Here is a 22,341-nt window from a genome sequence, read left to right as displayed (position 1 = left end):
CTCTCGGCTCAGTGCAGGTCGGCGGTGACGACGGCCAGCAGCTCCGCCGCCGACCCGGTCAGGTACATGTGGCCGCCGGCCAGCTCCGCGGACCGGAAGCCGGCGCCCGCGGCCTTCGCCCAGGCCGCCGCCTCCTCGCCGCTGACGAGTTCGTCGTGGCTGCCGCGGAGCACGGTGAGCGGCGCGGGCAGCGGCAGATCGGTGGACGGCGTGTAGTTCTCGTGCATCTCCACGTCGGCGCGGAGCGTCGGCAGGATCAGCTCGCGCATCTCCGGGTCGTCGAGCGCCTCGTGGGTGTACCCGGCGAACTCGTGGACCCGGGCGAGGAACGCGTCGTCGGGCAGACCGGTGGCGCGGCGGGCGCGCTGTTCGGCGGGTTGCGGGGAGCCGCTGACGAAGAGGCGGGCGAGCGTGGTGTCACCGGGGTCCGCGACGAGACGGTGGGCCAGTTCGTAGGCGAGGACGGCGCCCAGGCTGTGGCCGAACAGGGCGATCCGGCGCGGCAGCGCGGGGTCGGCGTCGAGGGCGGCGCGCAGGTCGCCGTACAGGCCCTCGACCGCGGTGCCGGCCTCGGTGTGCGGTTCCTCGTCGATACGGCGTTCACGGCCTGGCAGTTGGAGCGGCAGGATCGTCAGGCTCTCGCCCGCGATCCGCTGCCAGGGGCGGAAGAAGGAGGCGCCGGCCCCCGCGAAGGGCAGGCAGACCAGGGTCGTGCGCGCGGTCGTCGGCTCGGTCATCGGCTCGTCCCTTCCGGTGCGGCGGCCAGCCGGGCCGTGTAGCGCACCGGCAGCTTCTTCAGGCCCCGGCTGGTGGAGTTGTCGAAGACCCACTCCAGCTCGTCGTGCGGGACGGCGAGTTCGAGGCCGGGCAGGCGGCGCAGCAGGGTCGGGAAGGCGACCGAGCCCTCGACGCGGGAGAGGGGGGCGCCGACGCAGAAGTGGGCGCCGTGGCCGAAGGCGAAGTGGCGGTTGTTGGCACGGGTGATGTCGAGGCGGTCGGGGTGCTCGAAGGCCTCGGGGTCGCGGTTGGCGGAGTCCATGAGGATGTGGACGAAGCCCTCGCGGGGTATCGGGCAGCCGTCGAGCTCCATGTCCTCGGTGGCCACCCGCAGGGTGCCGCGGTAGACGGGCGGTTCGAAGCGCAGGAACTCCTCGACCGCCGACTCGACCAGCTCGGGCTCGCTGCGCAGGAGGGCGAGCTGGTCGGGGAAGCGGAACAGTGCCTGGAAGCCGTTGCCGATGAGGTTGGCGGTGGTCTTGTGGCCGGCGATGATCAGCAGGACGAGGGTGGAGACGAGTTCGTCGTTGGTGAAGACGTCCTCCTCGTCGGCGGCCCGCAGCAGGATGGAGACCAGGTCCTCGCCGAGTCCCTCGGCGCGGCGCCGGTCGAGCAGCCCGATCAGGTACTGCTCGATGCTGTCGCTGGCGACCTTCAGCTGACGGTTCGACTCCTCGTCCGCGAAGGGGGCGCCGCTCAGCCAGTAGCCCCAGGCGTGCAGGTCGGGGCGGTCCTCGATGGGGACGCCGAGGAATTCGCAGATGACCCGCATGGGCAGGGTGAACGCGAACTCCATCAGGTCGATCTCGCCCGACGCGGGCAGCGCGTCGACGAGTTCGTCGGTGATCTCCTGGATGCGGGGCCGCAGCAGGGCCATCCGGCGCGGGACGAAGGCGCGGCTGACCAGCCGGCGCAGCCGGGTGTGCTCGGGCGCGTCCGCGGTGATCATGTTGCGGATGAGGACCGGGCTGCTGTCCTTGAGGAGGTCGCGGAACCAGCCGGGCGCGTTGTCCACGGACTTGGAGAGCCTCGGGTCGCCGAACGCCCTGAGCGCGGTCTCGTACGCGGAGACCACGTAGGCGTCGCCGCCGGGCGGGTAGTCGATGGCGTGGACCGGGCAGCCGCTGGCGCGCAGACGGGTGTTGGCGGCGTGGGTGGCGCCGGGCGCCGGGTCGGGGTGGGTGAAGAACTCCGGGGGGAGGCGGTCGCCGCCGGCCGCGATGCCGACGAGCGCGGCGAGGGCGGGGGCCGGGACGGGGGGCGTGGAAGCCGGGGTGACGGCGGGCTCCTGGGGACCGTCCGCCGGGGTGGTGGCGGGTGCGGAGGGCTGCCGGGTGGTGTCGGCGGGCATCACGTCTCCTTGGAGGTCGGGGCGCCGGACGGCTCCGCCGCGTCGGTGACGGCGTACTCCTCCGGCGGGGCGAGCTTGCGGATGCGGGGGCTGAGCGTGGGCAGGGCGGCCAGGCCCGAGACGATGCCCATGGCCGTGAAGACCGCGGTGGGTCCGGCCAGGTCGAAGAGGGCGCCGACGCCGAACACGCCGAGCGGCGCGGCCACCATCGACATGAACATCACGGCGCCGAGCACCCGGCCCTGGGTCCGGTCGGGCGCCATCGCCGCGAGGTAGGCGAGGAACAGGGCGCTGGTGATGGGCCCGCGCAGGAAGACGCAGGCGACGATGACGCCGAGCGGGACGAGCCCGGAGACGTTGGCGAGCAGGACGGCGGCGACCGGACCGATCCAGGCGGCCGTCAGGAACAGCACCGGCGGCGGCACCCGCTTGATGATCGGGCTCGCGAGGAGCGAGCCGACCACCCCGCCGATGCCGGCGATGGACAGCAGCAGACCGGTGAAGGTGGCGGAGGCGCCCCGGCTCTCGGCGGTGGCGATCAGCGCGAGGAAGACGCCGGTGTGGGTGAACGCCATGTTCGAGCCCATGATCCAGACGATCAGCAGCCGCAGGACGGGCTGCCGGGCCAGGAAGCGGAAGCCCTCGGCGGCGTTGCGCTTCTCGCCGGGCCCGGGGTTCTCCACCTTCAGGGGCTTGCGGATGAACAGCAGCAGCACGGACGACACCAGGAACGACAGGGCCGACGTGAGGAACGGGAAGGCGCGCGCGACGGCGAACAGCGAGCCGCCGGCCGGGGGCCCGCCCATGGTGGCCGCGAAGTACCGGACCTGGTTCTGCGCGGTGGCCTGGGTCAGCTGCGAGGGCGGCACCAGCTGTTTGATGACGGCGAGTCCGGTCGGGTTGGAGACGCCGAGACAGGCCGCCGAGCCGACGGCCACGGCGAGGATGACGACGGGGTGGGTGTGGCCGGTGGAGACGAGGAGCGCCAGCAGCCCGAGCAGGACGACGCGCACCAGGTTGCACACGAGCAGCAGCAGCCGCCGGTCGACGCGGTCGGCGAGGGTGCCGCCGGGGATCGACATCAGGCTGGCGGTGACGAGCTGGGCGGAGCCGACGGCACCGGCGTAGAACGCGGAGCCGCCGGTGGCGAGGATCAGCAGCGGGTAGGCGACCTCGGCGGTCTCCTTGGCCAGCGCGGCGAACGCCTCGCTGGTCCACAGCGCCTGGAAGTCGGCGTTGCGCAGCAGCGGTTTCGGCTCCCCCGGGCGGGCCTGCGCCGCGTCCTGGGTGATCGCGTCAGCCATGGTCACTCCGTTTCTCGTCGAGCACCGCGAGGAGCCGGGCCGCGAGGGGGCCCGCGTGGGGCGGGGCGAGCATCGACCAGTGGTCGCCGGGGACCCGCTCCACCCGCAGCCCGCCGCCGTACAGCCCGGCCAGCCGGGCCCGCAGCCGCTCCGGGCCGTCCGGCGCGAGCCCCTCGGCCGCCGTGAACAGGACCGCGCGGCAGGGCAGCGGGCGCGGCCGGTGGCGCAGCAGGGCGGTCTGCCGGGCGGCGAACCGCCGCCGCAGCTCCGGTTCCCCGCGCAGCCGCCGGCCGAGCGGGCCGACGCCGAGCGCGGCCTCGGCCCGGTGCCGCAGACCGGCGCGCAGGAAGTCGGGGGCGAGGCCGACGGGCAGTCCGGCGGTGTCGGGCACGAAGCCGTCCAGGCACAGCAGGACGTCGACAAGCTCGCCGCGCCGGACGAGCTGCCGGGCCAGTTCATGGGCGACGACGGCGCCGTAGGACCAGCCGCCGAGGGTGTACGGCCCCTCGGGGCGGGCCCGCAGCAGCGCGCCGAGGTGTGCGGCGGCGAGGGCGGCGACCGTGCGCGGGGTGCCCCGGGGGTCGTCGGCGTCCTCCAGCCCGAGCACCGGCCGGGGGCAGCCGGCGGCGGCGAGGGCGCCGGCGAGGTCCCGGTACGGGAGCGCGGTGCCGACGGCGTCGCTGACCAGGAACAGCGGGCGTTCCCCGGGCCGTCCCTCGGCGAGGGTGGCGACCCCGGGCACCGGGGGCGCCTCGGTGCCGCCGGTGACGGCCGCCACGAGGTCGCCGAAGGTGGGCCGGCGGGAGAAGTCGGTGACGGACAGGGTGTGACCGGTGCGCTCCCGGACGGCGGACATCAGGCCGACGGCCATCAGGGACTCGCCGCCCAGCACGAAGAAGTCGTCCTCGTCACGGGCCTCGTCCGTGCCGAGGGTGCGGCACCAGACGTCGGCGAGGACGGCCCGCAGACCGTGGGGGGCGCGGGGGGCGGGGGCGGGCGCCGGGGCGACCGCGGAAGTGCGCGCCGAGGCAGGCTCCGGCGTGCGCGCGGGCTCCCCGGTCCCCCGCCGCGCCTCCCGCCGCTCCTGCTGTGGATCCTCCCCCTGGAACCGGTACCCGGGCAGCGACACCCGCTCCGCCCCCGGGCCTGCCGGCTCGACCAGGTCGCCGAGTGCGCGGTCGACGCCCCGTTCCCACAGGGTGGCGAGCGCCGACAGCAGGGCGTCCTCGGCGGGTTCGCCGGGCCGTCCGGTCAGGCGTACGGCGGTGAAGGCGGCGGCGTCCCAGCCGGCGCTGCGGCGCAGTCCGCCGAGCATCGAGCTGCCGGGGCCGAGCTCGACGTACGTCGTGCAGCCGGAGGCGAGGAGGGTGTCCATGGCGCGGGCGAGCAGGACGGGGCTGCGGAGCTGGGTGGCCCAGTAGTCGGGCCGGGCCACCAGGTCCGGGTCGGCGCGCTCGCCGGTGGTGTTGGAGATCAAGGGCAGCCGGGGCGGGCGGGCGGGCACCGACGACAGGTGGGTCCGCACCGCCTCGGCTGCCGGTTCCATGGCCTTCGAGTGGAAGGCGTGCCGGGTGTGCACCGGCGTGATCGGCAGGCCCGCCAGCGCGGGGCCCGCCAGCAGGTCCGTCAGGGCGTTCTCGGGTCCGGCCAGCACGGCGGTCCCCGGGCCCGCCACGGCGACGGTGACCTCGCCGCCGGCGGGGAGCCGGGCGGCGATCTCCCGCGCGTCGCCGGTGACGCTGACCATGCGGCCGGGTTCGGCGTCCGCCATGGCGCGGGCCCTCAGGTGCACCACGTCGGCGGCGTCCTGCGGGGACCAGACCCCGGCGAGGGCGGCGGCCGCGTACTCGCCGACGCTGTTGCCGAGCAGCGCGGCGGGCCGTACGCCCCACTCCTTGAGCTGGCTGCCGAAGGCGTGCCCGAGGGCCAGCAGGGCGAGCTGCTGGTGCACGGTGTCCGCGAACCAGTCCTCGGACACGCCGGCCTCCGTGTCGACGGCGGGGGTCAGGTCGACGCCATGGGTGTCCCGCACGTGCCGGGCGATCGTGTCGAAGGCGGTGCGGAAGCCGGGGAGCGCCCGGTGCGCGGCGGCGCCGGCGGCGTGCCGCAGGGTGCCCTGGCCGGGGAGGACGAAGGCGACCTTGCCGAGCCTGCGCGGCCCGGCGCCCGCGTCGCGGGCGCTCTCGCGGGCGGCGACCGAGCGCAGCAGCCGTGCCGCCTGCTCCCCGTCGGCCGCCACGACGGCCGCCCGGTGCTTGTACGTCCGCCGCGCGGCAAGGGTCCGGGAGACCTGGGCGACGGTCGGAGCCTGCACGGCCGGCCCGCCGTCCGCACCGGGTTCCGGGGGCGCGGTCCCGGTGAGGGTGTCGGCGAGGAGACCCGCCGCCTCTCCCAGGGCCCGCGGTGCCGCCGCCGACAGCAGCAGGGGGCGGGGGCCGGGGCGGTCGGGCAGGGGGGCGGTGCGGGGGGCGGCGGTGAGGACGACGTGGGCGTTGGTGCCGCCGACGCCGAAGGAGCTGACGGCGGCGGCGCGGGGCGCGTCCCAGGGCTCGGCCCGGTCCAGGATCCGGAACGGTGAACCGTCCAGCTCCAGCAGCGGGTTGGGCCGGGTGTAGTGGGCGGTGGGCACCAGCCGGCGGCGTTCCAGCATCAGCGCGGTCTTGATCAGACCGGCGACCCCGGAGGCCGCGCCGGTGTGCCCGATGTTGCCCTTGACGGCACCGAGCGCGCACCGCGGACGGCCCGGCACCGGACGGCCGAAGACCTCGGCGAGCGCCTGGACCTCCACGGGGTCGCCGAGCCGGGTCGCGGTGCCGTGGGCCTCGATGTGGTCGAGGTCGGCGGGGTCGACGCCGGCCACGCGCTGCGCGGCGCGGATCACCTCGCTCTGCCCGGCCGGGGAGGGCGCGGTGAAGGCCATCTTGTCGGAGCCGTCGTTGTTGACGGCGCTGCCGGTGATCACTGCGGCGATCCGGTCGCCGTCGCGCACCGCGTCCGCGAGCCGTTTGAGGACGACCACGGCGACGCCTTCGCTCGGGACCGTGCCGGCCGCGTGCTCGTCGAAGGGGCGGCAGCGGCCGTCGGGCGAGAGGATGCCGCCGGGCTCGTGGAGGTAGCCCCACTCGCCGTCGGGCATCACGGTGACACCGCCGGCGAGCGCGGCGTCGCACTCGCCGCCGAGGAGGGCGCGCACGGCGAGGTGGGTGGCGGTGAGGGAGGTGGAGCAGGCGGTCTGCACGGTGAGCGCGGGGCCGCGCAGCCCGAGCTTGTAGGCGGCGCGGGTGGCGAGGAAGTCCTTCTCCCGGCCGATGTAGCGGGCGAGTTCGCCCAGGCCGGGGTCGAGGTGCTCGCCCACCCGGTCGGCACCGGCGTACACCCCGACGCGCCCCCGGAAGCGGGTCGGGTCGAGTCCGGCGTCGTCGAACGCGGTGACCGCGGCCTCCAGGAACACCCGCTGCTGCGGGTCGGTGGCGGCGGCCTCGGCCCGGCTGTAGGAGAAGTAGGCGTGGTCGAAGCGGCGGGAGTCGGCGATCACCCCCATCGCGGGCACGAAGTTCTCCCGGCGGACGTACGCCGGGTCGGCGCCCCGCGCGATCAGCTCGTCCGGTGCGGGGCGGCTGATGCCGTCGGCCCCGGCGCCGAGCAGCGCCCAGTACCGTTCCACGTCCCCGGCCCCGGGCAGCCGGCAGGCCATGCCCACGACGGCCACCGCGCCCTGCGCGGCGCTCGGCACGCTCACACCCCCAGCTCGATGTAGAGGTGGTCGAGGCCCACGTACGACAGGTTGGGACCCCACTCGGGGGTCTCGGCGGCGATCCGCGCGTCCGGGAAGCGGGCGGCGAACCGGCGGAGCAGGACGGCCGCCTCCAGCCGGGCGAGGGGCGCGCCCACGCAGTAGTGCGGGCCGAAGCCGAAGACGAGGTGCTGGTCCCCGGTGACCGGACAGGCGCCGCCGCCCCCGGTCTCCTCCAGCAGCCCCTCCCCGGTGAGGCTCACGAGGACGAGATCGCCCGCGCGCATCGACTCCCCGGCGAGTTCCTGGTCGTACGCCACGACCCGGCCCAGGTGCCGCAGCGGCGGCCGGCGTTGCAGGACCCGCTCGACGAACTCCTCGGCCGCGCCCGGCCGCTGTTCCCGTACGGCGTCCCAGACCGCCGGTTCGGCCAGGGCGTCCATGACGGTCGACGCGAGGAGCGAGGAGGTGGTCTCCAGGCCGCCGAAGAGGTTCATCGCCCAGGTCGCGGTGGTGCGGGCGCGGTCCTCGGGGGTCCCCTGCGGGAAGGAGCGGGGGGCGTCGGCGCGGGAGAGCGCCTCGGTCATCTCCACCATCGTGCGGTGCGCCTCGGCCGCGTGGTCGCGGCGGTACATGGCGCCGATGAACAGCGACAGGGTGCGCGCCCAGCGGTGCAGGGTCTCCGGGGGTTCGGCGACGCCCACGACGTGCGCCATCACCCGGCCGGAGATCCCGTCGGCGACGGCCGGGACGACGTCGTACGGCGGGCTCGCGGCCAGCGCGTCCAGGCAGGCGTCGGTGATCTCCTCGACGCGCGGCGCGAGGGAGCGGACGTAGGAGGCGGACAGCAGGCGCTGCACGGGGCGGCGCAGCGCGGTGTGCTCGGGGGCGTCGGTCTGCACGAACCACAGCCGCAGGAACGCGGTGAGGTCGCGGTACTCCTCGCGGACCGCCTCGCCCATGTAGAGCTGGAAGGAGCGCTCGAACGTCCCGGAGGTGAAGCCGGGGTGGTGGAGGACCTGCCGGGCGAGCCGTGGATCGGCGACCACCCAGCATTCGAGGTCCTCGTCCCACGCGAGCGGGGGTGTGGCGTTCACGCGCCGCCGGCCTCCTTCTCGACGAGTGCCCTGAGGCCCGCCGGGGTCGGCGAGAGCAGGAAGTCGCGGAGCCGGACGGTCGTGCCGAGGTGCTCCTTGACCTTGCGCATGAGGCGTACGGCGCCCAGGGAGTTGCCGCCCACCATGAAGAAGTCGGTGTCGGCGTCGATGTCCCCGGCCTCGGTGCCGTCGGCGAGTTCGGCGAACAGCTCGGCGATCCGCGCGGTCAGGGCCGCTCCGGGGTCGGCGGCGCTCCGCTCGGCCTGTCCGGCGGGGACGGCGGAGGCGGCGAGGGCGCGCCGGTCGACCTTGCCGTTGGCGGTGACGGGGATGCCGTCCACGAGCGTCCACAGGGTGGGGACCATGTACGCGGGCAGCGTCCGCTGGAGCAGGGAGCGCAGATCGGTGGCGGCGAGGGCGGCGCCCGGCACCGGGACCACCGCGGCGACCAGCCGCTTGTCGGCGCTGTCCCCCTCGGTGACCAGCACGACGGCGTCCTGTACGGCCGGGTGGCCGCTCAGCACGTCGGCGATGGCGCTGAGCTCGACCCGGTAGCCGCGCAGTTTGACCTGGTCGTCGGCGCGGCCGAGGAAGGTCAGCCGGCCGCGGGAGTCGAGGCGTACGACGTCGCCGGTGCGGTAGAGCCGCTCGGGCACGTCGGGCGAGAACGCCCCGAACGAGCGGGCCGTCTCGTCGGGGTCGCCGAGGTAGCCGTCGGCGAGGCCCTCGCCCGCCGCGTACAGCTCGCCGACCGCGCCGGGCGGCAGCAGCCTGCGGCGGGCGTCGAGGACGTACACGCGCGTGCCGGGCACGGGCCGGCCGATGGGCAGCGGGCCGTCGACCTCGTCGGGCGAGGAGACGGAGTGGGTGGTGGTGAAGGTGGTGTTCTCGGTGGGGCCGTAGCCGTTGGTGACGACGAGGCCGGGGTGGCGGGCGAGGACGCGGGCGGTGTGCTCGTGCGGGACGACGTCACCGCCGGTCAGCAGCTGCCCGAGGCCGCCGAGCGCGTCGGGGGCGAACTCCTCCACGAGCCGGAACAGCCCGGCCGTCAGCCAGGCCACGGTGATCCCGCGCTCGCGCAGGAACGCCCCGAGCTCGGTGGGCGAGGCGAGGCCCGCCGGATGCACCTCCAGGGCGGTGCCGGTGAGCAGGGCGCCCCACACCTCCAGGGTGGAGGCGTCGAAGGCGAGCGGCGACAGCCGCAGCATCCGCTCCCCCGGGCCGAGCCGTACGAACCCGGCGTCGTGCACCAGCCGGATCACGGCCCGGTGCGGCACGGCGACGCCCTTGGGCTCCCCGGTGGAGCCGGAGGTGAAGGCGACGTAGGCCAGGCGGGAGGGGTCCTCGGGGGCCGGTTCGGGGACGTCGGGCGCGGGCTTCCAGTCGGGTTCCCACACGGCCACCGGCTCGGCGCCCAGGCCCCGGAACCGGGCGGCCGTCCCGCCGTCCGCCGGGCCGACCAGCGCGGCGGCGGGCGCGGCGCGGGCCACGATCCTCGCCAGCTGGGCGTCGGTGGCGCTCTGTTCGACGCCCACGTAGGCGGCGCCCGCCCAGAGCACGCCCAGGACGGCGACGGCCTCGGCGACCGAGCGGTCCACGCCGACCAGCACCCGGTCCCCGGGGCGGACCCCGGCGGCGCGCAGCAGCCGCGCCTGTTCCCCGGCCGCGCCGGCCAGTTGGGCGTAGGTGAGGGCCGCCGTGGCGTCCCGTACGGCGACGGCGTCCGGGGTGCGGGCGGCGGCCGCGCGGAACAACGCGTCGAGGGAGGTGTCGGGGAAGGCGGTGCGGGTGGCGTTGAGGGCGGTGAGCCGGGCGTGGCCCTCGGCGGAGAGGCCGCGTACGTCCTCCAGGCGGGCCGCGTCCCCGGTGGCGAGTTCCTCGGCGCCGGCCAGGAAGTCGGCGACGAAGGCGCGGGTCTCGGTCTCGGTCCACACGGCGGTGGCGTACTCGACATGGCCCGCGTAGGCGGGGTCGGAGTGCCCGATGAGCATGGTCAGGTCGAACTGGGAGCCGCCGCCGTGCCCCTCCTCGACGCGCAGGCGGGCGGTGCCCGCGTCGAGGGTGCGGGGCACGAGCTGGTCGTGCATGCCGAAGCAGACCTGGACGAGCGGGTGGCAGCCGAGGCTGCGTTCGACGCCGAGCCGGGCGACCAGTTCCTCGAAGGGGAGGTCGCCCGCGTCGATGGCGCGGCCGAGCGCGGTGTGCACGGAGCGCAGGTAGGCGGCGGGGCTCGCGTCGTCGTCGAGGTCGACGCGGACCGGTACGAGGTTGCCCGCGACGGCGATCAGCCGTTCCAGCCCGGCGCTCTGCCGGCCGAGCAGCGGCACGCCGACGAGCAGACTGCGGGTCCCGGTGCGGCGGCCGAGGGCGAGGGCGAACGCGCCGAGCAGGAAGGCGTACGGGGTGACGCCGAGGGTGCGGGCCCGCTCGGTGACGGCGGCGGACAGGGCCGGTCCGAGGTCGAGGCCGGTGCGTTCGCCGGTGGCGTCCTGGAGGGCGGGGCGCGGCCGGTCGGCGGGGAGTTCGAGGGTGGTGGGCGCCCCGTCGAGGTGCTCCTTCCAGAACGCGGCCTGGGTGTCCCACACGCCCTGTGCGCGCAGGGTCTCCTGGCGGTCCGTCAGCAGCCGTACCGGCGGGGCCTCGCCGGTCCCGGGCTCCGGCCCGGTGCCGGTGAGCGCGGCGTGCCGGGCGGACAGCTCGCGCAGCAGCAGTCCGACCGCCCGGCCGTCGAGCACCATGTGGTGCGCGGCGAGGACGATCGCGTCCCGGCCCTCGGGGTGGGTGAAGAGCAGCAGCCGCCAGGCGGGCGCGGCCGCCAGGTCGAAGGGACTGCGGCCCTGTTCGGCCCCCTCCCGGCGCACGAACGCCTCGAACTCCCCGGCCGGCCCCTCGTGCGCGATCTCCGTCAGCTGCGGGGTGTGCGCGGGCAGCAGTTCCCGTACGACGTCGTCCTCGCCGTCGGCCGTGCTCTCCCGGAAGACCGTGCGCAGGCCCTCGTGGCGGGCGGCGGTCTCGGCGAGCGCCTTGGCGAGGGCGCCGCGGTCGATCCGGCCGCCGTCCTCGGTGTACGCGGTGAAGACGAGGTTGTACGGCGAGCCGCCGGCCACCCGCTCGATGAGCCACATGCCGCGCTGGGCGGGTGAGAGGGCGCCGTCGTCGTCCTGCCGGGGGGTGTCGTGGGCGGTCCCGGCGGGTTGTGCGGCCCGCGCCCCGGCGAGCACCTCGGCGAGCGGGCGCCCGCCGAGGAGGTCGAGCACGGGGATGCGCAGGCCGAGCTGCTCCTGGGCGCGGGCGGCCAGGCGCATCGCCCGCAGCGAGTCACCGCCGAGGGAGAGGAACGTCTCCGTGGCGAAGCTCGCCGGGTCCACCCCGCCGCCGAGGACGGAGACGGCCAGCGCTTCGCGGGCCGGCGCCATCAGAGGGCCTCGGCGGGCTTCGCGAGGAGGTCGGCCTGGCCGCTGACGGTGGCGGAGCGGAACAGGTCGATGGTGCGCAGGGTCCGCCCGGAGGCCTGGCTGAGGCGCTCCACCAGGACCACGAGGAGCAGGGAGTCGCCGCCGGACTCGAAGAAGCTGATGTCGTCGTCGGGGTCGTCGGCGGTGTCCTCGATGCCGAGGACCTCACGCCACACGGATCGCACGAGGTCGAGCCGCTCCTCGGGGTCGTCCAGGTCGATGGTCCGGGCGGGCTGTTCCAGCACGGGTTCCTCCGGTGAGGTGGCAAGGTCCGCGGCACTGCGCCGCAGATCCGTCAGGAAGGCGGACACGGCCATGGGGTCGGTGACGTCCGTCGGGTGGTCGAGGGAGAGTTCGAGCCGCCGTCCTTCGGCGTCGTCCGTGATGCGGACGAACGCCGCGAGGTCGTACTTGACGTAGAGGGGGTCGAGCGGACGCAGCCGGCCGGTGACACCGGGGGCGAGCACGGGGGTGTGGGGGGCGTCGTCCAGGTTGAGCAGGACCGGGGTGAGGGGCGGCCAGATCCGGGTGCGGTCGGGGTTGAGGCGGGCGGCGAGCGCGTCCAGGGGCACGTCGGCGTCCATGAACGCCTCCATGGCGGCGATCCGGGCGGCGCCGAGCAGGTCCCGCCAGGTGGTGCCGGGCTCCAGGGAGATCCGCAGCACCACGGTGGTGATGAACATGCCGATGACGTCCCCGGCGTCTGGGTGGTCGCGGCCGGGCCAGGCGAAGGCGATCAGGAAGTCGCGCTGTCCGCTGTTCCTGGCCAGGGTCGCGGAGAGCAGGGCGACGCCGAGCATGAACGTCGTACAGCCCTCCTCGGCGGCGACCGCCAGGGCCTTCGCCGTGCGGTCGGCGTCCAGCCGGGTGGTGACGGTGGCGCCGAGCCGGGCGGCCTCCAGGTCGTCGCCGGCCCCGCGCTCGAAGGGCAGGGGTACGTCGACGGGGGCACCCCTGAGCCGTTCGACGACCTCGTCGACCTGGGCGGCGATCTCCTCGGGCGGGCGCTCGGGGACGACGGAGGCGGGGTGCGGGGGGTCGCTCAGCCGCGGGACGGTACCGGCGAGCCGGGCGCGGTAGACGGTGAAGATCTCCTCCAGGAGCATCGTGCGCGACAGTCCGTCGACGACGATGTGGTGGGAGACGAGGACCAGCAGGGTGCGGCGGGCGTCGAGCCGTACGACGACGGCCCGGGCGGGTGCGTCGGCGGCCAGGTCGAACGGGGTGCCGCAGAGTGTGCGTACGTACGCGTCGGCCTCGGCGCCGGTGAGTCCCTCGGCCTCGGCGTCGCGCAGCAGGACCGGGCCGGGCTCGCCGTCGGTGCGGTACTCGACCCGGCGCCTGCCGAGGTCGAAGCGGAAGCGGGCCCGCAGGGAGGGATGGCGGGCGAGGGTGAGCCGGGCGGCCTCGACGAGGTGTCCGTGGTCCACCTCGCCGGTGAACTCCACGACGGACGGCACGAGCTGGGTGGGTCGTTGCAGCTCGTCGCGGTCGAGGACCCACAGGCCCTGCTGCATGCGGGTGGCCGGGTACCAAACGGACAACACGCGAGATTCCCCCGAAACTCATGTGAACACTGAAACCGCTTACAGGAGCCGCAAACAGCATGCGGTAAAACGGTGCGCAAACAAATGGAAAGCAAAATGCGTTTCCGACACGGCCAGAACGGTGAGCGCCGCTCAATGGCTGAATTACCGTAGGCAGCCCATGATGAGCATGTCAAGGCTTTCCTTGCCTGGCGCGTTCCCGGCAGGTCAGACCGATTGCGCACCAGTTTCTGGCCAGGTGGCGCAAAATCAATTCAACGCCGAACATGTCCAATTCATTACACTCCCACGAACAGCGTCAACAGATCGTCAAATAATTAAGCTTCACCCGCCACCTGTCGTGTACGTTGGCCCGCGGCATCCTCACCGGACGAAAGGACGACCCCTTGAAAGTCCATGACGCCGCCCGACCCGCAGCAGCGATTTCCGGATGCCCCGTGCACCAGGGGGCGACGGCCGATCTCGTCGACCCCTGGCTGTACAGCGGAGGCGACGCGCACGCCGTCTGGCGGTGGATGCGGGCCCAGGAGACCCTGACCCGCCAGGAGGTCGACGAGAAGCGCGGGTTCTGGAACATCGTCGGGTTCCACGACGCCGAGCGCGTCCTGCGCGACACCGAGACCTTCACCTCGGAGCGCGGCACCATGCTCGACCTGCTCGGCACCGACGACCCGGCCGGCGGCAAACAGCTCGCCGTCACCGACCCGCCGCGCCACACCGAGATGCAGACCCGCCTCAAGAAGGCCCTCGCCGTGAAGGCCGTGGAGCGGCAGAAGGACATGATCAGACCCCTGGTCGTGGACCTGATCTCCCCGCTCGGCGACGGCGGCACCTTCGACTTCGCCGAGGCCATGCTGGCCATGCCGATGTCCGTGACCGGCACCATGATGGGCCTGCCCCGCGCGGACTGGGCCTGGCTCAGCCGGCTGACGACGATCTGCATCGCCGCCGACGACCCCGAGTACCAGGACCCCGGCGGCAAGGCCGCCACCCTGGAACGCGCCCACCGCGATCTGTTCGCCTACTTCCAGGACCTGGTGCGTTTCCGCCGGCAGAACCTCGGCGACGACCTGCTCAGCGTGCTGATCTCCACCGAGTTCGAGGGCCGCCACATGGACCCCGGCGAGATCGTCGCGAACTGCTACAGCCTGCTGCTCGGCGCGAACGTCACCACCCCGCACTCCCCCAACTACGTGATGGCGGAGTTCATCGACCAGGGCGTCCTGGAGGACTGGGCCGCGCACCCCGAGCTCACCACCTCCGCCACCGAGGAGGCGCTGCGCTGGGCCTCGCCGGTCAACCACTTCCTGCGGTACGCCACCCGGGACGTCGAGGTCAGGAACACCCAGGTCAGCGCCGGTGACGCGGTGGTCGTCTGGCTCGGCTCCGCCAACCGCGACGACGCCGTCTTCCCCGACGCGGGCACCTTCGACATCCGCCGCAGGCCCAACAAGCACATCGCCTTCGGCATCGGCCCGCACTACTGCATCGGCCACAGCGTCGCCCGCGTCACCCTGCGCATCCTCTTCGAGGAACTCCTCACCCGCTTCGACACCTTCCGCCCGGCCGGCACCCCGGAACGCCTGGCCTCCAACTTCGTCTCGGGCTGGAAGCACGTACCGATCACGGCCCGCCCCCGGCCGAACACGGGGTGAGCGGGGTGAGCGGGGCCACCGGGATTCCGGGGACTGCGGCCAGGGGGAGCACGGCAGGGGTGCGCGTGCCCGGGACTCCGTGGTTGCGGTGTTTCCACGCCGCCGCGCCCGGTGCCGTGCGGCTGTTCGTGTTTCCGCACGCCGGGGGCAACGCCGCCTTCTTCCACCCGTTCTCGGCGCGGCTCTCGCCCCGGGCCGAGGTGCTGGTCGTGCAGTACCCGGGCCGCCAGGAGCGGTTCCACGAACCCTGCGTCGAGGATCTGCACGAGCTGGCCGACACCGTCGCCGCCGAACTCGCCGAGTGGGCCGAGGAGCCGTACGCCCTGTTCGGGCACAGCATGGGCGCCACGCTCGCGTTCGAGGTGGGCGCCCGGCTGCACGCCGCCGGGGCCCGTCCGCGCGCCCTGTTCGTGTCGGGGCGGCGCGCGCCCTCGGTGCCCGCGCCCGGCTCGGTGCACCGGGCGAGCGACGAGAAGCTGATCGCCGACATGAAGCTCCTCGGCGGCACCGACACCCGGATGCTGGACAACCCCGAGCTGCTCGCGGCGATCCTGCCCGCGGTGCGCAGCGACTACGTCGCCACCGAGACGTACCGCTACCGGGGCGCGCCCCCGCTCGACTGCCCCGTCACCGCGTTCATCGGCGACGTGGACCCGCGCGTGGACGCCCCCATGACCCGGGCCTGGGCCACGCACACGACCGACGCGTTCGCCCTCCACACCTTCGAGGGCGGCCACTTCTTCCTGGTGCCGCATCTCGACGCCGTCGCGCGGACCATCGCCGACGCACTCGCCCCCCAGGCCGGAATCATCAATTCCGGAATGATTAATTCCTGAACCAATTACTCGGAATCCCGAAGAGGACCCTCATGAAATACCGCGTCATCGGCAGCGACCCGGCCACCCGCCGCGAGGTGAGTGTTCTGAGCCTCGGCTCCATGCTCTTCGGGACGGTGACCGACGAAGCGACCTCCTTCGCCCTGCTCGACCGTTTCGTCGAGGCCGGCGGCACCTTCATCGACACGTCCAACAACTATGCCTTCTGGGTCGACGGCACCCAGGGCGGCGAGAGCGAGGAACTGCTCGGCCGCTGGATCCGCAGCCGCGGCATCGGCGACGAGATCACCTTCGCCACGAAACTCGGCGCCCGCCCGAACGAGCCGACGAGCGGTTTCAGCCTGAATGTCGAAGGACTTTCGGCCAAGACCATCCGGGAATCCGCCGAACGCAGCAGGGAGCGGCTCGGCATCGAGCGCATTCACCTGCTGTACGCGCACATCATGGACGAGAAAACGCCCCTGGAGGAGACCGTCCAGGGCTTCGGCGAGGTCGTCGCCGACGGGGTCGCCGGCCTGCTCGGCGCGAGCAACCACTGGGCCTGGCGGATCGAGGCCGCCCGCACCCTCGCCCGGGCGGCCGGCCTGCCCGGCTACGAGGTCCTCCAGCACCACCACAGCTACCTCCGCCAGCGCGCCGACGTCCCGAGCCTGCGCTCGCCCGACGGCAACCAGGGCCTGGTCAGCGCCGATCTGCTCAGCTACGTCCGCGCCCACCCCTCCCTCACCCAGGTCGCCTACTCGCCGCTGCTGGCGGGGGCGTACGTCCGCGACGACAAGCCGCTCGGCCCGGGCTTCGAGCACGCGGGCACCGAGCCCCGCCTCCGGGCGGTGCGCGAGGTGGCGGAGGAGACCGGCGCGAGCGTCAACCAGGTCGTCCTGTCCTGGCTGCTCGGCGGCGACATCCCGATCCTGCCGCTGGTCGGCGCCTCCTCGATCGACCAGCTGAACGACAGCCTGGCCGCGGTCGACCTGGAGCTGACCGCGGAGCAGCGGGCGAAGCTCGACGGCGTGAACTGACCCCGCCCGCGTCCCGGCACGGAGAACCCGGCTCCCGATTGACGGCTGTCGTCAATCGGAGGCCGGGTTGTCGGTGGCGGGGTGCACCATGAGGACATGAGCGTCCGCATCGACATCACGGGGCTGCGGCCGGAGCGGGTCACCGTCGTGCCCTCGCCCCTGGCCGAGCTCGGCATGGCCCTGCACGCGCTGTCCGAGCCCGGACACCACCCCGGTCTCCAGGGCTGGGTCACCGCGGTCACCGCCCGCCTGGACCCGTATCTCGCCGACCGGATGTGCGAGGCGGACTTCCTGTGGCGGACGACGTTCTCCGACCTCTTCCTGCCGTACGCCGGCCTCCCGGGCCGCGACGCCCACCCCGGCGCCACCCTCACCGAGGAACTGGACCTCCTGGACAAGCTCACGGACGAACAGTTCGTGAACGCCGCGACGGAGTTCATGTGCACCCCCGAGTACGACACGCCGGGCCTCGACGTCCTCGCCGACCCCGCCCAGCACCGCCGCGCCCTGGACCTGGCCGCCGCGCGCGGCCCCCGGCAGGTGCACTTCACCCGGCGGCTGCTCGACGACCCGCCCGGGGTGCGCGCCTGGCTGCGGCAGTTCCTCCGGGACTGCGACGAGGCGTTCTTCGCCGACGTCTGGGCCCGGGTGAGCCTCCCGCTCGCCGCCGACGCCCGCCGCAAGACGGACCTGCTGCGCCGCAAGGGCCTGGCGGAGGCGCTCACCTCGGTCTCCTCGGCCGTCTCGCTGGACGAGAGCGGGACGCTGATCTCCGTCGACAAGATGGCCAACGGCCGCACCGCCACGGCGGACGGCGGGCTCCTGCTCGTCCCGACCAGCCTCGGCTGGCCGCATCTGATGGTCCTGCACCGGTACGGCTGGCAGCCGGTCCTGCACTACCCGGTCGGCTCCCCCGAACTGGCCTCGCCGCCCTCGGTCGAGCAGCTGACGCTGCGCATCACCGCGCTCTCCCACCCGGTCCGGATGCGGATCTGCCGGCTGCTGGCCCGCAGCGCCCACACCACGAGCGAGATGGCCCAGTCCCTGGGCATGACGGCCCCCGAGATATCCCGCCACCTCGGGGTCCTCAAGAAGGCCTCCCTCATCACCACCCGCCGCCGCGGCCGGTACGTCCTGCACCAGCTGGACGTGACGGTGGTGGCCCGCCTGGGCAGCGACTTCCTGGAGGGCCTCCTGCGCTGACCGGCGCCCCCGGGGCCACGGCTGACCCGGTCCGGGTCAGCCGTGGCCGCCGGCCCGCACCAGCCCCGTCTCGTAGGCCAGCACCACCACCTGCACCCGGTCGCGCAGCCCCAGCTTGGTCAGGATGCGGCCGACATGGGTCTTCACGGTCGCCTCGGACAGCACCAGCCGGGCGGCGATCTCCCCGTTGGACAGCCCCTGCGCGACCAGCACCATCACCTCGCGCTCACGGTCGGTGAGCCGCTCCAGCCCCTGGTGCCGGGGCTCCTTGCCGGTGCTGGGCAGCATCGGCGCGAACCGGTCGAGGAGCCGGCGCGTGGTGGAGGGCGCGACCACGGCGTCACCGCTGTGCACGGAGCGGATCGCGGCGAGCAGCTCCCCGGGCGGCACGTCCTTCAGCATGAAGCCGGAGGCGCCCGCCTTCAGCCCGGAGAACGCGTACTCGTCCAGGTCGAACGTGGTCAGGATCAGCACCTTCGGCGGCTCCGGCTCCGCGCAGATCCGCCGGGTGGCCTCGACACCGTCCAGCTTCGGCATGCGGACGTCCATCAGGACGACGTCCACCTCCGTGGAGCGCACCAGCTGAAGGGCCTCGACGCCGTCGCCCGCCTCCGCCACGACCTCCATGTCCGGCTGGGCGGCAAGCACCATCCGGAACCCGGTGCGCAGCAGCACCTGGTCGTCGACGAGCATCACGCGGATCGTCATCGGGTCCTCTTCCGTGGGTCGGGTTCCGTGGGTCGGGTCTCTGCCGTGGGTAGCGTGACAGGTGTCAACGAAGGGCGTGCGTCGGCGTCAATGCGCCGGTTTGAGCGGGAGCAGGACGCTGATGCGGAATCCTCCGCCCGGGCGCGGGCCCGCGTCCAGCGTGCCGCCGACCATGCCGACCCGCTCCCGCATGCCGATCAGGCCGTGCCCCTGGCCGTCGGCGCCGCCCTCCTCGTACAGCTCGTGCGGGGCGCCCTTGCCGTCGTCCTCGACGAGCAGCCCGAGACCGTCGTCGAAGTAGACCAGCCGCACGCTCGCCCCCGCGTTGGGCCCGCCGTGCTTGCGCGTGTTCGTCAGCGCCTCCTGCACGATCCGGTACGCGGTGAGCTCGACGCCGCTGGGCAGCGGCCGCGGGGTGCCCTCGATCTTGAAATCGACGGGGAGCCCCGAGCCGCGGCACTGCTGGACGAGGTCCTCGATCTGCTCGACGTCCGGCTGCGGGACGTACTCCCCGACCTCCTGGTGCTCCCCCGTACGCAGCACGCCCAGCAGCCGGCGCATCTCCGCCAGGGCCTGGCGGCCGGTGGAGGAGATCGTCTCCAGGGCCTTCTTCGCCTGGTCGGGCGCGGCGTCGAGGACGTACGCGGCACCGTCGGCCTGCACCACCATCACCGAGACGTTGTGCGCGACGACGTCGTGCAGCTCCCGGGCGATCCGGGCGCGCTCGGCGGCGACCGCGACCTTGGCCTGCGCCTCGCGCTCCTTCTCCAGCCGGGCGTTGCGCTCCTCCAGCTGCGCGAAGTACGCGCGCCGGGTGCGGATCGAGTCGCCGAGCACCCAGGCGAGGGCGAACGGCACGGTCTGGAAGACGATGACCGCGAACTGGCCCGGCACGCTCGCGTGCTCGTGCGGCCAGCGCACCTGCGCCAGCGTGGCCGCGCTCAGGGCCATGACCAGGGCGAGCCGGGAGGCCCAGCGCGCGCCGGTGGCGGCGACCGTGTAGACGATCACCAGCAGGGCGAAGTCGGCGGCCGTGACCCCGACGTTCAGCACGAGCTGGGCCACGCCGAGCGCGGCGGCCAGCACCAGCATCTTCTCGGGCATGATCCGGCGCAGCGCGATGACCAGGCACAGGAGGAGGGCGACCGGCACGAGCAGCGCCGCGGAGTCGGTGCCGCCGCGGTCCTGACCCGCGGTCCCGGCAGCCGCGGTGATCCCGAACAGGACGACGGCCCAGAAGCCGTCCACCCCGGTCGGGTGTCTGCGGAGGAAGTCATAAAGGCGCTGCACGTAACCCAGCGTAGGGAAGCGCCGAGTGTGCGGGGGTCAGCCGAAGGACCGATCCGGTCCCGGCGCGCATACTCCCCAAGGTGGAGGCTGTGATCACCTGGACGCCTAGTCTGACCGGATGACGCACGAAGTGAGCGCCTCCGACGCCCCCGGGGCCCCCGGCGGCCGGCGCGGGTGGCGGGCGGCGGCCGAGGCCGCGCTGTACGGCCCGGACGGCTTCTACCGGCGGCCCGAGGGCCCGGCCGGCCACTTCCGTACGTCGGTGCACGCCTCCCCGCTCTTCGCCGGAGCCGTCGCCCGGCTGCTGTGCCGGGTCGACGAGGCGCTGGGGCGGCCCGGACGGCTCGACTTCGTCGACCTGGCCGCCGGCCGGGGCGAACTCGTCACCGGTGTCCTCGCCGCGCTCCCCGCCGAGGTGGCGGACCGCACGCGCGCGTACGCCGTCGAGCTCGCCGACCGCCCGCCGGGACTGGATCCCCGGATCGCGTGGCTCCCCGCGCCCCCGCCGGACGTCACCGGGCTGCTGTTCGCCAACGAGTGGCTCGACAACGTGCCGCTGGAGGTGGCCGAGGTCGACCCCGCGGGGGTGCCCCGGCTGGTCCTCGTACGGCCGGACGGCACCGAGCGGCTCGGGGACCCGGTGTCCGGCCCGGAGGCCGAGTGGCTGGCGCGCTGGTGGCCGCTGCCGGACGAGCCGGGGCTGCGGGCGGAGATCGGACTGCCCCGGGACACGGCCTGGGCGTCCGCCGTCTCGTCCGTCGCGCGCGGGCTCGCGGTGGCCGTGGACTACGCCCACACGGCGGCCGAGCGCCCTCCGTTCGGCACGCTCACCGGTTTCCGGGAGGGCCGCGAGACGGCCCCCGTACCGGACGGGACATGCGACATCACGGCGCATGTCGCCCTGGACGCGTGCGCGCGGGCCGGGGCGGGGGCGACGGCGCGCGGGACGGCGTACGACCCGCCGGTCCCGCGGCTGCTCACCCAGCGCGCCGCCCTGCACGCCCTGGGCGTCACGGGCGCGCGCCCCCCGCTCGCGCTGGCCTCCACCGACCCCGCCGCCTACGTCCGCGCCCTCGCGGGCGCCGGGGAGGCGGCCGAACTCACCGCACCGGGCGGACTCGGCGACTTCGGCTGGCTGCTCCAGCCGGTGGGACTGCCCGACGCGCTCCTCTAGGCCCGCCTACTTGTCGATGTCCCCGACCACGAAGAACATCGACCCCAGGATGGCCACCATGTCCGCGACCAGGGTGCCCGGCAGCAGCTCGGTGAGGGCCTGGATGTTGTTGTAGGAGGCCGAACGCAGCTTCAGGCGGTACGGCGTCTTCTCGCCCTTGCTGACGAGGTAGTAGCCGTTGATGCCGAGGGGGTTCTCGGTCCACGCGTACGTGTGCCCCTCGGGCGCCTTGAGGACCTTGGGGAGGCGCTGGTTGATCGGGCCGGGCGGCAGCTCGGCCAGCCGGTCCAGACAGGCGTCCGCGAGGTCGAGCGCGGTGTGGGTCTGCGCGAGCAGGCACTCGAAACGGGCGAGACAGTCGCCCTCCTCGCGCGTCACCACCTTCAGGACGTCCTGGAGCTCCCCGTACGCGAGATAGGGCTCGTCGCGGCGCAGGTCGAAGTCGACGCCCGAGGCGCGCGCGATCGGTCCGCTCACGCCGTACGCGTGCACGGCCTCCGGCGACAGCACGCCCACCGCGCGCGTGCGCCCCCGGAAGATCTCGTTGCCGAGGACGAGGTCGTCGAAGACGTCCATGCGCGAGCGGACGGCCGCGACGGCGGCACGCGCGCGGGACGCCCAGCCGGCCGGCAGGTCCTCCTTGAGGCCGCCGACCCGGTTGAACATGTAGTGCATCCGCCCGCCGGAGACCTCCTCCATCACGTTCTGGAGCACCTCGCGCTCGCGGAACGCGTAGAAGACCGGCGTGATGCCGCCCAGCTCCAGCGGGTACGACCCCAGGAACATCAGGTGGTTGAGCACCCGGTTCAGCTCCGCGAGCAGCGTGCGCGTCCACACCGCGCGCTCGGGGACCTCCATCCCGAGCATCCGCTCCACCGCGAGGACCACGCCCAGCTCGTTGGAGAACGCGGACAGCCAGTCGTGGCGGTTGGCCAGCATGACGATCTGGCGGTAGTCGCGCGCCTCGAACAGCTTCTCCGCACCGCGGTGCATATAGCCGATCACCGGCTCGGCGTGCCGGATCCGCTCGCCGTCCAGCACCAGCTTCAGCCGCAGCACCCCGTGCGTGGAGGGATGCTGGGGGCCGATGTTGAGCACCATGTCGGTGCTCTCCGCGGCGCCGCCGATCCCGACCGTGGTCTCCGTCGTAGGAGTCATGGCATCCAGTCTCCCCTACGTACGCTGGCGGTAT

General features: G+C 74.0%; 15 protein-coding genes. 5 read left to right on the top strand and 10 right to left on the bottom strand.

All coding sequences use genetic code 11. The annotated features are described in order from the left end of the window. Nucleotides 1-8: 8 nt before the first annotated feature. From ABZ490_RS29035 to ABZ490_RS29005, 7 genes are read right to left on the bottom strand one after another with little or no spacing between them, the layout of a single operon-like run. Nucleotides 9-737 carry an alpha/beta fold hydrolase gene (locus ABZ490_RS29035; protein WP_358996072.1) on the bottom strand — a complete coding sequence of 243 codons (729 nt, stop codon included), beginning with the start codon at nucleotides 735-737 and terminating at the stop codon, nucleotides 9-11. Continuing rightward, complete coding sequence (locus ABZ490_RS29030; protein ID WP_358996069.1) at nucleotides 734-2,128, bottom strand: cytochrome P450; 1,395 nt, start codon at nucleotides 2,126-2,128, stop codon at nucleotides 734-736. The genes ABZ490_RS29035 and ABZ490_RS29030 overlap by 4 nt, the downstream gene beginning before the upstream one ends. Continuing rightward, nucleotides 2,128-3,432: an MFS transporter gene (locus ABZ490_RS29025; RefSeq protein ID WP_358996066.1), complete on the bottom strand. Its 1,305-nt coding sequence runs from the start codon at nucleotides 3,430-3,432 to the stop codon at nucleotides 2,128-2,130. Before ABZ490_RS29025 ends, ABZ490_RS29030 begins: the two co-directional genes overlap by 1 nt. Beyond that, the gene (locus tag ABZ490_RS29020) at nucleotides 3,425-7,171 is read right to left on the bottom strand and encodes a beta-ketoacyl synthase N-terminal-like domain-containing protein (RefSeq protein WP_358996063.1); all 3,747 of its coding nucleotides are present in this window, start codon (nucleotides 7,169-7,171) and stop codon (nucleotides 3,425-3,427) included. The genes ABZ490_RS29025 and ABZ490_RS29020 overlap by 8 nt, the downstream gene beginning before the upstream one ends. Next, complete coding sequence (locus tag ABZ490_RS29015; protein ID WP_358996060.1) at nucleotides 7,168-8,262, bottom strand: cytochrome P450; 1,095 nt, start codon at nucleotides 8,260-8,262, stop codon at nucleotides 7,168-7,170. The genes ABZ490_RS29020 and ABZ490_RS29015 overlap by 4 nt, the downstream gene beginning before the upstream one ends. Further along, a complete protein-coding gene (locus tag ABZ490_RS29010; RefSeq protein WP_358996058.1) occupies nucleotides 8,259-11,678 on the bottom strand; it encodes an amino acid adenylation domain-containing protein in 3,420 nt (1,139 codons plus the stop codon). The genes ABZ490_RS29015 and ABZ490_RS29010 overlap by 4 nt, the downstream gene beginning before the upstream one ends. Then, the gene (locus tag ABZ490_RS29005; protein ID WP_358996055.1) at nucleotides 11,678-13,264 is read right to left on the bottom strand and encodes a condensation domain-containing protein; all 1,587 of its coding nucleotides are present in this window, start codon (nucleotides 13,262-13,264) and stop codon (nucleotides 11,678-11,680) included. Before ABZ490_RS29005 ends, ABZ490_RS29010 begins: the two co-directional genes overlap by 1 nt. Before the next feature lie 437 nt (nucleotides 13,265-13,701). On the opposite strand from ABZ490_RS29005, the gene ABZ490_RS29000 reads away from it, so the two are divergent. From ABZ490_RS29000 to ABZ490_RS28985, 4 genes are all read left to right on the top strand, one after another. Then, complete coding sequence (locus ABZ490_RS29000) at nucleotides 13,702-14,919, top strand: cytochrome P450 (RefSeq protein ID WP_358996052.1); 1,218 nt, start codon at nucleotides 13,702-13,704, stop codon at nucleotides 14,917-14,919. Between the two features lie 65 nt (nucleotides 14,920-14,984). After that, entirely contained in the window at nucleotides 14,985-15,755 is a 771-nt protein-coding gene (locus tag ABZ490_RS28995; protein WP_358996050.1) for an alpha/beta fold hydrolase, read from the top strand. A gap of 32 nt (nucleotides 15,756-15,787) precedes the next feature. After that, nucleotides 15,788-16,774: an aldo/keto reductase gene (locus tag ABZ490_RS28990; RefSeq protein ID WP_358996047.1), complete on the top strand. Its 987-nt coding sequence runs from the start codon at nucleotides 15,788-15,790 to the stop codon at nucleotides 16,772-16,774. 96 nt (nucleotides 16,775-16,870) lie between these two features. Continuing rightward, entirely contained in the window at nucleotides 16,871-17,977 is a 1,107-nt protein-coding gene (locus tag ABZ490_RS28985) for a DUF5937 family protein (RefSeq protein ID WP_358996044.1), read from the top strand. A gap of 36 nt (nucleotides 17,978-18,013) precedes the next feature. Here the strand turns inward: ABZ490_RS28985 and ABZ490_RS28980 are convergent, their stop codons facing one another. Further along, the gene (locus tag ABZ490_RS28980) at nucleotides 18,014-18,685 is read right to left on the bottom strand and encodes a response regulator transcription factor (RefSeq protein WP_358996041.1); all 672 of its coding nucleotides are present in this window, start codon (nucleotides 18,683-18,685) and stop codon (nucleotides 18,014-18,016) included. Between the two features lie 87 nt (nucleotides 18,686-18,772). After that, complete coding sequence (locus tag ABZ490_RS28975; RefSeq protein WP_358996038.1) at nucleotides 18,773-19,975, bottom strand: sensor histidine kinase; 1,203 nt, start codon at nucleotides 19,973-19,975, stop codon at nucleotides 18,773-18,775. A gap of 118 nt (nucleotides 19,976-20,093) precedes the next feature. Between ABZ490_RS28975 and ABZ490_RS28970 the strand changes: the two genes are divergently transcribed. Next, nucleotides 20,094-21,149 (top strand): SAM-dependent methyltransferase, encoded by a 1,056-nt coding sequence (locus ABZ490_RS28970; protein ID WP_358996035.1) that lies wholly within the window; start codon nucleotides 20,094-20,096, stop codon nucleotides 21,147-21,149. A 6-nt stretch (nucleotides 21,150-21,155) separates the two neighbouring features. Here ABZ490_RS28970 and ABZ490_RS28965 read toward each other — a convergent pair whose 3' ends face one another. Then, entirely contained in the window at nucleotides 21,156-22,307 is a 1,152-nt protein-coding gene (locus ABZ490_RS28965) for an NADH-quinone oxidoreductase subunit D (RefSeq protein ID WP_358996032.1), read from the bottom strand. Nucleotides 22,308-22,341 lie beyond the last annotated feature (34 nt).

The sequence above is a fragment of the Streptomyces sp. NPDC005811 genome (assembly GCF_040630405.1).
Taxonomy (GTDB): domain Bacteria; phylum Actinomycetota; class Actinomycetes; order Streptomycetales; family Streptomycetaceae; genus Streptomyces.
Note: the sequence above shows the minus strand (reverse complement) of the source record. Positions and strands in the feature narration are given on the sequence as shown.

Coding starts and splice junctions, on each gene's coding strand:
- ABZ490_RS29010 (WP_358996058.1), bottom strand. CDS start 11,678: ATGGCGCCGGCCCGCGAAGCGCTGGCCGTCTCCGTCCTCGGCGGCGGG.
- ABZ490_RS28985 (WP_358996044.1), top strand. CDS start 16,871: ATGAGCGTCCGCATCGACATCACGGGGCTGCGGCCGGAGCGGGTCACC.
- ABZ490_RS28990 (WP_358996047.1), top strand. CDS start 15,788: ATGAAATACCGCGTCATCGGCAGCGACCCGGCCACCCGCCGCGAGGTG.
- ABZ490_RS28970 (WP_358996035.1), top strand. CDS start 20,094: ATGACGCACGAAGTGAGCGCCTCCGACGCCCCCGGGGCCCCCGGCGGC.
- ABZ490_RS29030 (WP_358996069.1), bottom strand. CDS start 2,128: ATGCCCGCCGACACCACCCGGCAGCCCTCCGCACCCGCCACCACCCCG.
- ABZ490_RS28980 (WP_358996041.1), bottom strand. CDS start 18,685: ATGACGATCCGCGTGATGCTCGTCGACGACCAGGTGCTGCTGCGCACC.
- ABZ490_RS28965 (WP_358996032.1), bottom strand. CDS start 22,307: ATGACTCCTACGACGGAGACCACGGTCGGGATCGGCGGCGCCGCGGAG.
- ABZ490_RS29035 (WP_358996072.1), bottom strand. CDS start 737: ATGACCGAGCCGACGACCGCGCGCACGACCCTGGTCTGCCTGCCCTTC.
- ABZ490_RS29025 (WP_358996066.1), bottom strand. CDS start 3,432: ATGGCTGACGCGATCACCCAGGACGCGGCGCAGGCCCGCCCGGGGGAG.